14 protein-coding genes are annotated in these 14,296 nt (G+C 45.4%); 7 read left to right on the top strand and 7 right to left on the bottom strand.

Going from position 1 to position 14,296, the window contains the following annotated elements:
* Positions 1 to 126 precede the first annotated feature (126 nt).
* Entirely contained in the window at positions 127 to 738 is a 612-nt protein-coding gene (locus IHV80_RS02195) for a TIGR04211 family SH3 domain-containing protein (protein ID WP_017084748.1), read from the top strand.
* Between the two features lie 156 nt (positions 739 to 894).
* Here the strand turns inward: IHV80_RS02195 and IHV80_RS02190 are convergent, their stop codons facing one another.
* Together IHV80_RS02190 and IHV80_RS02185 are read right to left on the bottom strand one after the other, a co-directional pair.
* Entirely contained in the window at positions 895 to 1,812 is a 918-nt protein-coding gene (locus IHV80_RS02190) for a general secretion pathway protein GspB (protein ID WP_192889925.1), read from the bottom strand.
* Entirely contained in the window at positions 1,812 to 3,500 is a 1,689-nt protein-coding gene (locus IHV80_RS02185) for an ExeA family protein (RefSeq protein ID WP_192889924.1), read from the bottom strand. The genes IHV80_RS02190 and IHV80_RS02185 overlap by 1 nt, the downstream gene beginning before the upstream one ends.
* Before the next feature lie 36 nt (positions 3,501 to 3,536).
* Between IHV80_RS02185 and IHV80_RS02180 the strand changes: the two genes are divergently transcribed.
* On the top strand, positions 3,537 to 4,853 hold the full coding sequence (locus IHV80_RS02180) for a multifunctional CCA addition/repair protein (RefSeq protein ID WP_192889923.1): 1,317 nt from the start codon (positions 3,537 to 3,539) through the stop codon (positions 4,851 to 4,853).
* A 92-nt stretch (positions 4,854 to 4,945) separates the two neighbouring features.
* Here the strand turns inward: IHV80_RS02180 and IHV80_RS02175 are convergent, their stop codons facing one another.
* From IHV80_RS02175 to folB, 3 genes are read right to left on the bottom strand one after another with little or no spacing between them, the layout of a single operon-like run.
* Entirely contained in the window at positions 4,946 to 5,749 is an 804-nt protein-coding gene (locus tag IHV80_RS02175) for an undecaprenyl-diphosphate phosphatase (protein WP_192889922.1), read from the bottom strand.
* A gap of 15 nt (positions 5,750 to 5,764) precedes the next feature.
* Positions 5,765 to 6,247 carry a 2-amino-4-hydroxy-6-hydroxymethyldihydropteridine diphosphokinase gene (gene folK, locus IHV80_RS02170; RefSeq protein WP_192889921.1) on the bottom strand — a complete coding sequence of 161 codons (483 nt, stop codon included), beginning with the start codon at positions 6,245 to 6,247 and terminating at the stop codon, positions 5,765 to 5,767.
* Positions 6,244 to 6,603: a dihydroneopterin aldolase gene (folB, locus tag IHV80_RS02165; RefSeq protein WP_004735969.1), complete on the bottom strand. Its 360-nt coding sequence runs from the start codon at positions 6,601 to 6,603 to the stop codon at positions 6,244 to 6,246. The genes folK and folB overlap by 4 nt, the downstream gene beginning before the upstream one ends.
* Positions 6,604 to 6,746: 143 nt before the next feature.
* Here folB and plsY point away from each other — a divergent pair, with 143 nt between their 5' ends.
* The gene (gene plsY / locus IHV80_RS02160; protein ID WP_192889920.1) at positions 6,747 to 7,343 is read left to right on the top strand and encodes a glycerol-3-phosphate 1-O-acyltransferase PlsY; all 597 of its coding nucleotides are present in this window, start codon (positions 6,747 to 6,749) and stop codon (positions 7,341 to 7,343) included.
* A gap of 91 nt (positions 7,344 to 7,434) precedes the next feature.
* Here plsY and IHV80_RS02155 read toward each other — a convergent pair whose 3' ends face one another.
* Together IHV80_RS02155 and tsaD are read right to left on the bottom strand one after the other, a co-directional pair.
* Entirely contained in the window at positions 7,435 to 8,250 is an 816-nt protein-coding gene (locus IHV80_RS02155) for an alpha/beta fold hydrolase (RefSeq protein WP_192889919.1), read from the bottom strand.
* Positions 8,251 to 8,410: 160 nt separating this feature from the next.
* Entirely contained in the window at positions 8,411 to 9,427 is a 1,017-nt protein-coding gene (gene tsaD, locus IHV80_RS02150) for a tRNA (adenosine(37)-N6)-threonylcarbamoyltransferase complex transferase subunit TsaD (protein WP_192889918.1), read from the bottom strand.
* Positions 9,428 to 9,685: 258 nt separating this feature from the next.
* On the opposite strand from tsaD, the gene rpsU reads away from it, so the two are divergent.
* The 4 genes from rpsU to rpoD all read left to right on the top strand — a co-directional run bounded on the left by rpsU (position 9,686) and on the right by rpoD (position 14,185).
* On the top strand, positions 9,686 to 9,901 hold the full coding sequence (gene rpsU / locus IHV80_RS02145) for a 30S ribosomal protein S21 (protein WP_004396009.1): 216 nt from the start codon (positions 9,686 to 9,688) through the stop codon (positions 9,899 to 9,901).
* 25 nt (positions 9,902 to 9,926) lie between these two features.
* Positions 9,927 to 10,370 carry a GatB/YqeY domain-containing protein gene (locus IHV80_RS02140; RefSeq protein ID WP_017106852.1) on the top strand — a complete coding sequence of 148 codons (444 nt, stop codon included), beginning with the start codon at positions 9,927 to 9,929 and terminating at the stop codon, positions 10,368 to 10,370.
* Positions 10,371 to 10,489: 119 nt separating this feature from the next.
* On the top strand, positions 10,490 to 12,241 hold the full coding sequence (gene dnaG, locus IHV80_RS02135; RefSeq protein ID WP_017102947.1) for a DNA primase: 1,752 nt from the start codon (positions 10,490 to 10,492) through the stop codon (positions 12,239 to 12,241).
* A 99-nt stretch (positions 12,242 to 12,340) separates the two neighbouring features.
* Positions 12,341 to 14,185, top strand: coding sequence for an RNA polymerase sigma factor RpoD (rpoD, locus tag IHV80_RS02130; RefSeq protein ID WP_122053271.1), 1,845 nt, complete (start codon positions 12,341 to 12,343; stop codon positions 14,183 to 14,185).
* Positions 14,186 to 14,296 lie beyond the last annotated feature (111 nt).

The raw sequence follows: 14,296 nt of genomic DNA, 5'->3' as shown, positions 1-14,296 counted from the left end.
CTCAAACGCACAGAAAGGGAGGCTTTGCCTCCCTTCTTTGTTGCACCGCATAAAGAAACTAAATATTATTTGCTCATTGAGGCTGACTCATACGCCTACCCAATTTGAATCGTTAAGGGATTTACTGTGAAAAAACTGATTAGCTTAGTTTTGCTCGCAATGCTTGCGGCTCCAGCTGCCTTTGCACAAGACCGTTATATTGCTGACAAACTATTTACTTATATGCATTCTGGCCCAAACAACACATTCCGTATCATCGGTAGTGTTGATGCTGGTGAAAAGATTACTTACCTACAAACTAACAAGAGCACGGGTTACACCCAGGTTCAAGACAACCGCGGCCGTAAAGGCTGGGTAGAAAGTAAGTTTGTAAGCACTCAAGAAAGCATGGCTCTACGTATGCCTAAGCTAGAGAAAGAGCTGACTGAAGTTAAAGGCAAGCTAGCGAATGCTCGTCAAAGTGCAGACAGCGAGAAAGCTGGCCTAGCGAGCTCTCTAGACTCTCGTAACAAGCAAATTGCTGAACTTGAGCAAAACTACAGCGAGATTAGCCAACAGCTAACGAGCTCTCAAACAGAGAACCGTGAGCTACGCGCTAAGCTAGACACGCAAAAAGATGATCTACTACTGAAGTACTTCATGTACGGTGGTGGTGTTGCTGGTATTGGTCTACTTCTTGGCCTTATCCTTCCGCACATTATGCCTCGTCGCAGAAAGTCACCAAACGGCTGGTCGTAAGCTGACCGCTTTTCCTGTTTGGCTCATCTTGCGCGAAACAGAGTAAATTCAGTATCGAATATCAAAAAAGGAGCACCTCGGTGCTCCTTTTTATTTGTCTTGGTTCCTCGTTCAAATCTCCGCTCTATGTGAGAGGAGAATCTACCCTCTATTGCACTAGCCTTTCCACTCATATAGAGCTGGGATTTCTATCTTCTGCTGATTGAACTCAATGATCACCGATTGTGGCTTAATCTCTAGCAACTGAATGTCTTGTCCAATCCAGTCCCCTTGCGCCACTTCATGACCATTCACTTTGACCCAACGTTTCGTTTCACTACTCGAGTACATATGAGTTTGTAAATCTAGCTTTGGCAGTACCCCAGACAAACTACTGCCATGAGATTCTAACTCGATGACCGGAGATTCCATACTTTCAGCAGGTCTAGAATCCATTGGCTCAGGTGCGCTTTGTTGGTCACCCATGATAGATTCAAGCTTCAATGCTAAATCAGGTGGTAACTCACTGAGGTCGAGCCTTTGCAGTAAATCACTGTCTGATTGCAACTCATTACTGTAGTCGGATGAGCTTGACTGTGTCGATGAAGGTTCGAAGCTCTCTGTACTTGGCTCAGAATTTAACTCTGAATTGGGTTCAGAGACATCAGCGAGTGCAAGCATGGCGTTCGAATCATCCATATCAGCGGTGCCGTTGATATTCACTTGTGCATACACCTCTTTACGCGGTAATGCTTTTAACTCGTTATTTGTTGGTGCTGTGCGAATCAAAAATGGTGACTCATCTTGTGTAACTGCCACGGTTTCATTCGTTACTGGCGCCTTTGAAGCGATCGTTTTATCTTCAGGATTCGGAGGCATTGATTCAGTAGACCGGCTGAGTACTTGAGATGAGGAACTATAAGATTGATAAATCAACGCTCCACCGACCAACAAAGAAGGGACTAATAGCAGGAGAAGCCCTATAGTGAGCGACGAACCTCTCTTTTTACTGATAGCCACAGCAGAATTAGGTACATGATGGCTTTGGTAGCCTCTAAGCTCGGATTGTTTGAGCTCTTGCATAATGCGTGACATTAGCTAGCTCCTCCATCAAGTGACATCAACTTAGGTGAATCCAGTTGAGCCAACCTTTGCAATCTTGCCAGTGTACGTTTGCCAGCAATACCGTCCACAGACATCCCCTGCCAGATCTGAAAGGCTTCGACTTTCATTTTTAATTCATTATCAAACACATCATTTCCTGAAACGACTTCACCTAACACTTCAGACAACAGTAAATCCAATAATGTTACGGCTTCGCCTTGATAACCCTCTTTTAGGGTTTCTCTCAGTGGTTGTTTCCAAATCGCGACATAATCACCTTGCCACAGCTGCTCTAACGAGCGCTTAGGCATCACCAGCAACTTCTCGTTAATGAGTAGTTCAACCGAGTCGTCAGACTCCCCATAAAGCACGGCGAATACCGACTCTTGTTCGAGTTCAAGATTGAGAACCACAGGTACCCCAAGCTCTACTAAATCCGCTAGGTTGGACTGTTGTTGCTCACACACGAACACGCTCTGAGGTTCACTTAAACACAAACCATCACGCAAAGAAGATTGATATCCCCATAAGGTATAGAGATCTTTAACCGCAAGAGAACGGTTAGTTCCTTGCATTAAATGCTGTTGAATATCTTGTGGTAATGCAAACTTTGAAGGCTTCGGCTCTGCTGCTAAGTTAGCCTCTGCCGCTAACTTAGCCGTATCTGCCACCAATGAGCGTTGCGCTTGTGCCGGCACTTCGGTTTTAGCTTCGTTTGAAGTGTTAGTCGATAGCCATGGCTCTATGTATGACGGGGCGAAGTTAAAAGTAGTAAAGGCTAAGCCAATGCTTAACGTCGCTAAAGCGGCATATTTGAGTAGCTTTGGTGCCGCAGCAACTGCGTGCTGTTTTTCAACATGATACACATCAGCCTGAAAAGCCATGATCTGCTGACAAGCTCGGCTAACCGTCTCATTCGAGGGCGTTTGCTCACCATCATGAAAAGCTAACTGCAGTGCTTTATCACACACCAGATTGATAAATCTTGGAATGCCATGAGTATATTGAGCGATCAGCTTGATAGCACGATTCGAAAATAACATCTGCTCGCCACCCGCAGTTTCCAAACGAAACGCGATGTACTTGCCTGCCTCTTCAGTATTAAGAGGCAGTAAGTGATAACGACCCGTAATGCGCTGTGCAAGCTGACGTAGCTGAGTGGTCTGTAGATGCTGCTGCAATTCCGGTTGGCCAACCAGCAGCACTTTTAACAGCTTACGACTGTCTGTTTCTAGATTGGTTAGAAGACGTAGCTGCTCCAACACATCGGCTGCGAGATGTTGAGCCTCGTCAATTACCAGTAAGGTTTGAATACCTTCAGCATGACTATCAAGCAGGAAATAATGAATCGCTTGGCTGAGCTGTTTCAACGATGCTCGTTCAGGGTACTCGACCTCGAACTCATCACAAATCGCTTCCAGTAAATCCGTATTGGAAAACGTAGGGTTAAGTATAAGGCCAGCTTGAGTCTGATTATCGAGTGATGACAACATCGCTTTGGCGACCGTTGTTTTTCCTGTACCCACTTCACCAGTAAGCATCGCAAAGCCCCCACCTTCGCCTAAACCGGCTTGTAGGTTCTGCATTGCTTCTTGGTGACGCTGACTCAAAAACAAATAGCGAGAATTTGGTACAATCGAAAATGGCATCTCAACGAAGCCAAAATATTCCTTATACATGTGCTGCCCTATAATTACGATTAATGGAAAGTACCATTGCTCGCAGTAAAGTCCAGCAGTGATAAAACATTTCGAGGTGATAAGTTGCAAATATACGATAGCCTACCAAAAGAGCGTGGGCTACAGCGCTACCTAGTCGGTGGAGCGGTACGCGATAGGCTGCTCAATATTGATAGCTATGATAGAGATTGGGTCGTGGTAGGAAGTACCCCTCAAGAAATGGAAAGCCTTGGCTTTACTGCTGTCGGGAAAGATTTCCCTGTATTCTTACACCCAAAAACCAAAGAAGAGCATGCACTGGCTCGTACTGAGAGGAAATCAGGTTCTGGCTACACAGGTTTTGAGTGTTACTTTGCTCCGGACGTGAGTTTAGAAGAAGACCTGATGCGCCGAGATCTAACGATCAACGCTATCGCTCAAGATGATAAAGGCGCTCTCTGCGATCCTTATCATGGGCAGCAAGATCTTGATGATCGCATTCTAAGACACGTCTCGGACGCTTTTGTTGAAGATCCTCTTCGCGTACTCCGTGTGGCTCGCTTTGCCGCCAAGCTTCACCACCTTAACTTTACGATAGCTACTGAAACTATGGTGATGATGAGTGAGATCGTTCAATCTGGTGAACTGGCACATCTTACGGCAGAGCGTGTTTGGCAAGAGTGGCATAAATCTCTTAGCACACCACATCCTGAAGTGTTCCTTTCTGTACTGAAAGAGTGCGGTGCATTGGCAGTCGTATTACCTGAGATTGACGCTCTATTTGGCGTACCTCAACCCGAAAAATGGCACCCAGAAATCGACACTGGCATTCACACTCTAATGGTTGCTCAGCAAGCTGCGCTATTAAGCTCATCGTTACCAGTACGCTTTACAGCCCAAGTGCATGACTTGGGTAAAGGCGTCACACCACAAGTCGAATGGCCAAGCCACAAAATGCACTGTCATACTGGCTTGAAGATAATTAAGAAGCTATGTGAAAGAGTAAGAGTGCCGAATGAATTCAGAGATCTCGCACTGTTAGTCTGCGAGCAACACTCTAATATTCATCGCGCAGGTGAGCTAAAGCCCACAACTTTCCTCAAGGTTCTGAACAAGTTTGATGTTTGGCGTAAACCAGACAGACTCAACGACATCTTGCTTTGTTGCCAAGCCGATCATGCAGGCCGTAAAGGGTTAGAAGATCAACCTTACCCTCAGAAAGCGCGTTTTGAAGTCGCTTACCAAGCAGCGCTTCAAGTCGAAGTTAAATCGATCATTGCCGATGGTTTTCAAGGCAAAGATATTCGAGAAGAACAAGAGAGGCGCAGAGCTGCTGCGATTGAGAGCGCGTTATCAGAGCTCGCTACTAGTTAATCGTAACCGCACTAACTAAAACGTATTAAAAAGCCCGCTGTTAAGCGGGCTTTTTGTTTCAATCTTCAAGACGAGACCGTTACCGGTGTCTGTTACTGCATCATCAAGAAAGCAAACAGACCAAAACCTAAAATCAGGCGGTAGATAACAAATGGTGTCATACCCATACGAGAGATAAGCTTCAAGAAGAAGTGAATACAGATATAGGCACTGATGAAAGACACCGCAACGCCCGTTAGCAGTGTGCCAACATGGATTGGGTCACCGCTTGTTACCAACTTAAGACCTAAGTAACCACCAGCCAGAGTGATGATTGGGATAGACATTAAGAAAGAGAATCTAGCTGCCGCTTCACGTGTAAAACCAAGATAAAGCGCGGCCGTAATCGTCGCACCAGAACGCGACGTTCCAGGGATGATCGCCATTGCCTGAGCAAGACCGATAAACAACGCTTTTTTCCAACCCGCTTGGTATTCGTCATCACGCAGGCTTGAGTTCTTATCCACCCACCATAGCAATAGGCCAAAGACGATAGTGGTTGTTGCAATTACCCACGCGCTACGCAAATAAAGTTCAACAATGTCTTTCATCAACAGACCAAAGATACATGCAGGAATGGTTGCGAGAATGATCATCCATGCCAGCTTCGCTTCTTTGCTGCGATCGCCCTTGAAGATAGATCCAAAGAAAGCGCCCAAAAGAGACACCACTTCTTTGCGGAAATAGATAACCACAGCAGCTAAAGTACCAACATGGACCGCGACATCAAAAGCCAAGCCTTGATCTTCCCAACCTAAAACAGCAGAAGGAAGGATTAAGTGTGCCGAACTGGAAATAGGCAGAAATTCAGTAAAGCCTTGCACCAACGCCAATATAAACGCTTCAAAATAACTCATTACTTACCTTAAAAATTATAGTTTTATGTCTACGACAGAGAGCGAGTCTAATTGCTGCATATTCTGCCATATTTCACCGACGGTTCTTCCGTCTTGCGGGATCACTCTCGCAGGACAAAGATCATAAAGTGGTTGTGTTACAAAAGGATATTTATAGATGTCACTGCGAGGTAATTCTGGATCACTCGCAGAAACCGCCTCACCAAACAGCACGATATCAAGATCGAGTTTACGGTCTTGAAGTTTATGAGCATCTTGAGAGCGACCCCATTTAAACTCAATTTTACGCAACTGTTGTGAAAACTCCGTCAATGACAACGGAGTATCAAGCTCTATCACAAAGTTATAAAACGAGTGGCTTTTAAACCCAACAGGCTCACAGTGATAGATTTTAGAGCATTTAAGGTTAGTCCCTAACGATTGAAGCTCAGTCCATGCCACCTTTGCATGCTTGTTGCGGTCTATGTTCGTGCCAACACCAACATAGGCTATTGTCATGCCTGACCTCTTTCGATGATTACGCCCACAGCTTTTGCTTGAGGCACAGCACCTGGTTTCGCCAGACGGATTTTAATCCAAGGCACTGAGAATTGAGTCATGATCAATTCAGCCACTTCTTCCGCCACGCGCTCCACTAATAGGAAACGGCCATTAGCAATATGATCCAGCACAGCAGTACTTACCGTCGAATAGTCCAAAGCATCAACCACATCGTCACTTTTACCCGCAGGGCGATTGTCATGAGCCATTTCAATATCAAGCACAAGTTTTTGTTTAATCTCTTGTTCCCAATCGTAAACACCGATCGTTGTAATTACTTCTAGCTGTTCAATGAAAACTTTATCCAGTGCCATGACTTGTCCTTTTAGAGGTCGGATACCCATATTGGGGAAAAAAACGTATTATTTGCGCAATTCCGGATATGATATCAATTACTCTTGGATTGAGCATTATTTTCCCATCGTTAAGCTTAAGCTTATAACCGTTAAGGACAGACATGACCCCTTTGGCTCTCATCATGATCATTGCTGCCTATTTGCTAGGTTCAATCTCGAGTGCGGTCTTGATATGCCGAGTTTTAAGACTCCCTGATCCTCGAACGGTAGGTTCTAACAACCCTGGAGCAACCAATGTTCTGCGTGTTGGCGGTAAAGCCGCAGCTGCTGCCGTCCTTTTGTGTGACATGCTTAAAGGTACCATTCCAGTCTGGCTTGGCTACTACCTCAAAATCGACCCGATCATTTTAGGTGTTGTCGCGATAGCGGCGTGTCTTGGTCATATGTATCCAATCTTCTTCCACTTCAAAGGTGGTAAAGGCGTCGCAACCGCACTAGGAGCCATCGCCCCAATTGGATTCGATTTAACAGGCATGATCATGGCGACTTGGTTGGTGGTAGCATTTTTGTTTCGCTACTCTTCGTTAGCGGCACTGGTTACCGTCTTGCTTGCGCCTTTCTACGCTTGGTTAGTCAAACCACAATACACGCTGCCAGTAGCCATGCTGTGTTGCTTAATTGTGTTACGTCACCATCAGAATATCCGCCGCCTTCTCGATGGCAGCGAGCCAAAACTTGGACAAAAAAAATCGGCTTAAACTGTCACGTCTAAGCCGAACCATTTTTAAACTGAGATACGTTTAAACCAACGTAAGTCTCTGTCGAACAATACTATTCAATATTTAAAGCTTACAGTAGATGCTTATCTAAAAACGTCTTCAGCATTGTGTTCACAAACTCAGGTTGCTCTAGCGAGCTAATATGACCAGCTCCAGGAATTACAACCAACTCACTGCCGGTAATACAATCGTGCATTAGGTATGACTCCAGTGCCGGACGCGGTTTGTCTTCTTGTCCAACCGCAATCAAAACTGGCAGTGCAAAGTTCTCCACCGCTTCAATCATATCGCGACGCCCGAACACCATTCGACCGATTCGTGCCACTTCTTCTGCTCTATCACCTTGAAGTTCAGACAAATGCTGAGTAAAGCTCTCAACCAAAGCTGGTGAGTTTGTTTGAGCATCATTGGCAAAGAACAGTGGAACCACGGCTTCAACAATCGGTTGAGGAACCATTTTGGTTTGAGTAATGGTGTCTAACATGCTGAAGTATTTAGCATGGGCAACTTCTGGCTCTAAACCAACAAAGGTATCCATAAGTACCAAAGACTTGATTCGTGCAGGTGCTAACTCCGCTAGTTCTGTTCCCCACATACCGCCAACCGATAGACCGACAACAGAAAACTCTTCGATTTTCAAATGATCAAGTAGATCCAAAACATGCTGAGCGTAATCTTTCAAGTTACGCATCGAATTCGGCGCCGCTTGTGATTCACCATGAGACCAAAGCTCTGGAACAATGCAGCGATACTGAGCTTTTAGAGCCTCAACCTGTGGCTGCCACATTGCACTATCCCAAAGATAGCTGTGACCGAATACAACAACAGGGCCCTGACCTTCATCTAGGTACGTCATCGACTGGTTATCTACAGTGAACTTATTCATTTTCTTCCCTAATCTCTATCAGCAATTATTTATCGACATATAGTCGATAAGCTAGGATATAAAAACGGCCGCACTCAGCGACCGTTTATCGAAATACTATGGTTTATTCTGCGCTTAGCTTTTGTTGATCGACTGTTTCTCGCTGAACGATTGCTACTAGTTAAGCAATTGGCTCTAGTTGGTCAATTGGCCAACGCGGCGTGGCATGAACAGACAAATCAGCCGTTTCACCATTTTTAAGGCGTTGCATACCAGCGTAGGCAATCATGGCACCGTTATCAGTACAGAACTCAGTTCGCGGGTAGTAAACCTCACCACCGATTTTCTTCGCCAGCGCTTCAAGCTCAATACGTAGCTGTTTGTTGGCACTGACACCACCAGCAATCACTATACGTTTCATGCCCGTTTCCGCCAAGGCACGCTTACATTTAATTACCAAGGTCGCACAAACGGCTTCTTGGAAAGCGTAAGCGATATCAGCGCGCGTCTGATCGTCGTTGTCATTCGCACGAATGGTGTTCGCAGCAAATGTTTTTAGACCAGAAAAGCTCATATCGAGTCCTGGACGATCGGTCATTGGACGCGGGAATTTAAAACGACCTTGTGTGCCTTTTTCTGCTAAACGAGACAGCAACGGGCCACCTGGGTAATCTAAGCCCATCAGCTTCGCGGTTTTATCAAATGCTTCACCGGCAGCATCATCAATCGATTCACCAAGGATTCGATACTCACCGATGCCTTTCACTTCTACCATCATGGTATGTCCGCCAGAAACCAGCAGAGCAACAAATGGGAATGGTGGCGGGTTATCTTCTAGCATAGGAGCAAGAAGGTGACCTTCCATGTGGTGAACAGGTACAGCTGGTACACCCCAAGCATAAGCGATACTGCGACCGATCGTTGCGCCAACCAGAAGAGCGCCGACTAAACCGGGTCCTGCAGTGTAAGCCACACCATCAATGTCTTTTGACGTTAGATTAGCTTCAGCCAATGCCGCTTTAATCAGTGGGATGGTCTTTTTTACGTGGTCACGCGATGCCAACTCAGGAACCACACCACCATAATCGGCGTGCAGCTTCACTTGGCTGTATAATTGATGAGAAAGCAGGCCTTGCTCATCATCATAAATCGCAATTCCTGTCTCATCACAAGAGGTTTCAATACCAATAATGCGCATAATTTTCTCGGCACGCTTTCGTCTAAAATGGGAAATTAGCGCAATATTACCCTGCCTAAGCTCTTCAAACAAATATTGTACAGACTATAATCGACAAAGTGCTTTACAAAGCCACTGTGATCGGATTAAAATTCCGCACCATTTTTGATCAAGCTGGTTAATGGCCAAACGCGAATAGAGAGTTAGCTCGATGGGTAACTTCTCTGATTTGGTACTGAGTGACCAGCGATAATGAATAACCCCTGAGGTGAAAGGCATATGCCAATAGTTAAAGTACGTGAAAACGAACCGTTCGACGTTGCACTACGTCGTTTCAAGCGCTCTTGTGAAAAAGCAGGTATCCTTTCTGAAGTGCGTCGTCGTGAGCATTACGAAAAGCCAACTACAGTTCGCAAACGCGCTAAAGCAGCAGCTCAAAAGCGTCACGCTAAGAAGCTAGCTCGCGAAAACGCACGTCGCGTTCGCCTGTACTAATAACTTAATCCATAAGGACTGAGTTATGGCTCTTATTGAACAACTCAAAGAAGAGCAAAAATTAGCGATGAAAGCCAAGGACAAACCGCGCCTTGGCACTATCCGCTTAGCTCTTTCAGCAATTAAGCAACGTGAAGTTGACGAACGGATCACTCTGAACGACGACGACATAATTGCTATATTAGTTAAAATGGTTAAGCAACGTCGCGATTCTGTTGCTCAATATGAATCAGCAAATCGTCAAGATCTTGCTGACGTGGAAAAAGCAGAAATTACTGTACTTGAAGGCTTTATGCCTCAACCGTTAACTGAAGAAGAAGTTGTTGCACTACTTGATAGCGCAATCGCGGAAGCTCAACCTGCGGGCATGCAAGACATGGGTAAAGTAATGGCTATCTTGAAACCACAAATTCAAGGGCGTGCAGATATGGGAAAAGTTAGTGGTTTAGTTCGTTCTAAACTCGCTTAATCCCAAATCAAATTGCAACAAGCCGTGCAATCCTTCGGAACGCACGGCTTGTTTGTATCTGTAACCTATTCAAACTATTATTATCCACACTCTCAGTTAGTGCATTTTTCTAAGGTTTTATGGCAGGACACATCCCGCGTAGTTTCATCGATGATCTCCTAGCGCGTCTCGACATTGTCGATATTGTGGACGCACGCGTGAAACTTAAGAAAAAAGGCAAAAACTATGGTGCTTGTTGTCCATTTCACAACGAGAAGACCCCTTCTTTTAGCGTAAGCCAAGAAAAACAGTTTTATCACTGCTTTGGTTGTGGCGTGCATGGCAATGCCATCGACTTCATTATGGAGTTCGAACGTCTCGACTTTGTTGAAGCGATTGAAGAACTTGCCTCATTTTTAGGCCTTGATGTTCCTAGAGAACAGCGCAGTGGTGAAATATCCACGGCACCAAGAGCCAACAGCGAACAAAAACGTAACCTCTACGATTTGATGGGCGGCATCAGTAATTTTTACCGCTCTCAACTGAAAATATCAGCCAACAAACCTGCGATTGATTACCTAAAGAATCGTGGACTGTCTGGTGAAATCGTACAGAAGTTTGGCATTGGCTACGTCGCTGATGAATGGGACTTGGTTCGTAAGAACTTTGGGCAACAAAAAGAAGCCCAAGACATGCTCGTTACTGGCGGCATGTTGATAGAAAACGATAAAGGCAACCGATACGACCGATTCCGTGGGCGTGTCATGTTCCCGATTCGCGATCGTCGCGGTCGAGTGATTGGTTTTGGTGGTCGTGTCTTAGAAGACGGCACACCCAAATACCTGAACTCACCAGAAACGCCTATCTTCCATAAAGGCAAAGAGCTTTACGGCCTGTATGAAGTGCTTCAAGCCTACCGTGAACCGCCGCAAATACTTGTGGTTGAAGGTTACATGGATGTCGTGGCATTAGCGCAATATGGTGTTGATTACTCAGTGGCATCACTGGGCACCTCGACAACCGGTGACCACGTTCAAATGTTGTTCCGCCAAACCAGCACAGTGGTTTGTTGTTACGATGGTGACCGAGCAGGTAAAGAAGCGGCGTGGCGCGCACTCGAAAATGCGCTTGAATACCTGAAAACAGGTAACACGCTCAAGTTTCTGTTTTTACCCGACGGCGAAGACCCAGATAGCTATATAAGAGAGAATGGCCAAGAAGCCTTCGAACAACTGGTACAGAATGCGACACCGCTTTCTACTTACTTGTTCGACAATCTTATTGAGATACACAAGTTGAACTTGGGAACAACCGAAGGGAAGTCGGCACTGCGAGCACACGCAAGCGCCTTGATTAACAAAATCCCTGACAGTTATTTCCAAGAACTGCTCGAAAAATTATTGGATGAGCGTACTGGTTTTGATAACCAACTGAGACGAGCTCGTGTTCATACTAAGAACCCGACACCTCAACCGCATAAAGAGCTGAAGCGCACTCCAATGCGAGAAGTTATCGCTTTGCTTATCCAAAATCCGAGCTATGCTGATATGGTACCGGATTTATCAAGTGTCAAAGGCTTACAGTTGCCTGGACTAAGTTTATTCGTCGAAGTACTTGATAAATGCCACGCGCATCCCCATATCAACACAGGCCAATTATTAGAGCATTGGCGACACAATAAACACGAGGCCCTTCTGTCTCGTCTCGCGAGCTGGGAAATCCCCCTCGACGAAGACAATCAAGAAGACATATTTTTAGACTCATTGGACAATATACTTGCCCAATGCGTTGAAAAACAAATTGAAAACCTGCAGGCCAAAGCAAGAAGCGTCGGTTTATCAGCCGAAGAAAAAAGGGAGCTACTAGCTTTAATGCTAGATCTAAAAGCGTAACCCTGTTTGATTAGTCAGCATTTAATAAATTTGTTAACATAATTGGTTTGCATTTGAGAATGCAACGTCCTTCACCAGACCTGAAGTTGGATATCATCTATGGATCAAAATCCGCAGTCACAGCTTAAATTACTTGTTATTAAAGGCAAGGAACAAGGCTATCTGACCTACGCCGAAGTAAACGACCACCTACCTGCAGAAATCGTGGATTCTGAACAGGTAGAAGACATCATTCAAATGATCAACGACATGGGTATCAAGGTAGTAGAAACTGCACCTGACGCTGATGATCTAGCTCTTAATGATGACGATGCTAATATAGATGAAGATGCAGCTGAAGCTGCTGCTGCTGCGCTTTCAAGCGTAGAAAGCGAGATTGGCCGTACTACTGACCCAGTTCGCATGTACATGCGTGAAATGGGTACGGTTGAGCTACTGACTCGTGAAGGCGAGATCGACATTGCGAAGCGCATTGAAGATGGTATCAATACCGTTCAACTATCTGTTGCTGAATACCCTGGTACCATTCCATACATCTTGGAACAGTTTGACCGCGTACTAGCTGAAGAAATTCGCTTAACAGACCTAATCAATGGCTTTGTTGACCCAGACGACGATGGCACAGCTGCGCCAACGGCGACTCACATCGGTTCAGAACTCGCTAAAACTGATCTAGAAGACGAAGACAAAGAAGAAGCAGAAGACGACGAGGAAGAAGAAGAGGAAGATACAGGTATTGATCCTGAGCTTGCTCTTGAGAAGTTCACAGCACTTCGCACTAGCTACCAAAACCGTCAACTAGCAATCAATGAATACGGCCACGAAAGCCCGAAAGCAACACTTGCAACGACAATGATGCAAGACGTATTCAAAGAGTTCCGTCTAACGCCAAAACAGTTTGATTACCTGGTAAACGAACTGCGCACTTCGATGGATCGAGTACGTACTCAAGAACGCCTAATCATGCGTCAAACGGTTGAGTACGGCAAAATGCCGAAGAAATCTTTCATTGCTCTATTTACGGGTAATGAATCTAGCGAAGCATGGTTGGACGAAGTATTAGCTTCAGACAAGCCATACGCAGAAAAGATCAAACGTAACGAGCACGACATCCGTCGCTCAATCCAGAAACTGGATATGATCGAGAAAGAGACGTCTCTTACTGTTCAAAGCATTAAAGATATCAGCCGTCGTATGTCTATCGGTGAAGCGAAAGCTCGTCGTGCGAAGAAAGAGATGGTTGAAGCGAACTTACGTCTAGTAATCTCGATTGCTAAGAAGTACACAAACCGTGGTCTACAATTCCTGGATCTAATCCAAGAAGGTAACATCGGTCTGATGAAAGCGGTAGATAAGTTTGAATACCGTCGTGGTTACAAATTCTCTACTTACGCTACTTGGTGGATCCGTCAAGCAATCACTCGTTCGATTGCCGACCAAGCTCGTACTATCCGTATTCCGGTTCACATGATCGAAACGATCAACAAACTAAACCGTATCTCTCGTCAAATGCTACAAGAGATGGGTCGTGAACCACTTCCGGAAGAACTGGCTGAGCGCATGCAAATGCCTGAAGACAAGATCCGTAAAGTACTGAAAATCGCTAAAGAGCCAATCTCAATGGAGACACCAATCGGTGACGACGAAGATTCGCACCTAGGTGATTTCATCGAGGATACGACTCTAGAGCTGCCTTTAGACTCTGCAACGGCGACAAGCCTACGCGGTGCAACTAAAGACGTTCTTGCAGGTCTAACTCCTCGTGAAGCGAAAGTACTGCGTATGCGTTTCGGTATCGACATGAACACTGACCACACTCTTGAAGAAGTGGGTAAACAGTTCGACGTTACTCGTGAGCGTATCCGTCAGATCGAAGCGAAAGCACTGCGTAAACTTCGTCACCCAAGCCGCTCAGAAACTCTGCGTAGCTTCCTAGACGAGTAATTACACGCTTTAGTGTGGTTAGCTTTTAAGCATAAAATAGAAAAGGTGAGCGTTGGCTCACCTTTTTTGTGCCTGCGTGATTTAAGTGGCTAAGATGTAAGCGGAATTGCC

It is taken from the genome of Vibrio bathopelagicus, assembly GCF_014879975.1.
GTDB lineage: Bacteria > Pseudomonadota > Gammaproteobacteria > Enterobacterales > Vibrionaceae > Vibrio > Vibrio bathopelagicus.
Note: the sequence above shows the minus strand (reverse complement) of the source record. Positions and strands in the feature narration are given on the sequence as shown.

Bases quoted from the DNA above. Each gene is read 5' to 3' on its own strand.
- IHV80_RS02190 (WP_192889925.1), bottom strand. From the start codon at position 1,812: ATGTCACGCATTATGCAAGAGCTCAAACAATCCGAGCTTAGAGGCTAC.
- IHV80_RS02185 (WP_192889924.1), bottom strand. From the start codon at position 3,500: ATGTATAAGGAATATTTTGGCTTCGTTGAGATGCCATTTTCGATTGTA.
- IHV80_RS02175 (WP_192889922.1), bottom strand. From the start codon at position 5,749: ATGAGTTATTTTGAAGCGTTTATATTGGCGTTGGTGCAAGGCTTTACT.
- folK (WP_192889921.1), bottom strand. From the start codon at position 6,247: ATGACAATAGCCTATGTTGGTGTTGGCACGAACATAGACCGCAACAAG.
- folB (WP_004735969.1), bottom strand. From the start codon at position 6,603: ATGGCACTGGATAAAGTTTTCATTGAACAGCTAGAAGTAATTACAACG.
- plsY (WP_192889920.1), top strand. From the start codon at position 6,747: ATGACCCCTTTGGCTCTCATCATGATCATTGCTGCCTATTTGCTAGGT.
- IHV80_RS02155 (WP_192889919.1), bottom strand. From the start codon at position 8,250: ATGAATAAGTTCACTGTAGATAACCAGTCGATGACGTACCTAGATGAA.
- tsaD (WP_192889918.1), bottom strand. From the start codon at position 9,427: ATGCGCATTATTGGTATTGAAACCTCTTGTGATGAGACAGGAATTGCG.
- rpsU (WP_004396009.1), top strand. From the start codon at position 9,686: ATGCCAATAGTTAAAGTACGTGAAAACGAACCGTTCGACGTTGCACTA.
- IHV80_RS02140 (WP_017106852.1), top strand. From the start codon at position 9,927: ATGGCTCTTATTGAACAACTCAAAGAAGAGCAAAAATTAGCGATGAAA.
- dnaG (WP_017102947.1), top strand. From the start codon at position 10,490: ATGGCAGGACACATCCCGCGTAGTTTCATCGATGATCTCCTAGCGCGT.
- rpoD (WP_122053271.1), top strand. From the start codon at position 12,341: ATGGATCAAAATCCGCAGTCACAGCTTAAATTACTTGTTATTAAAGGC.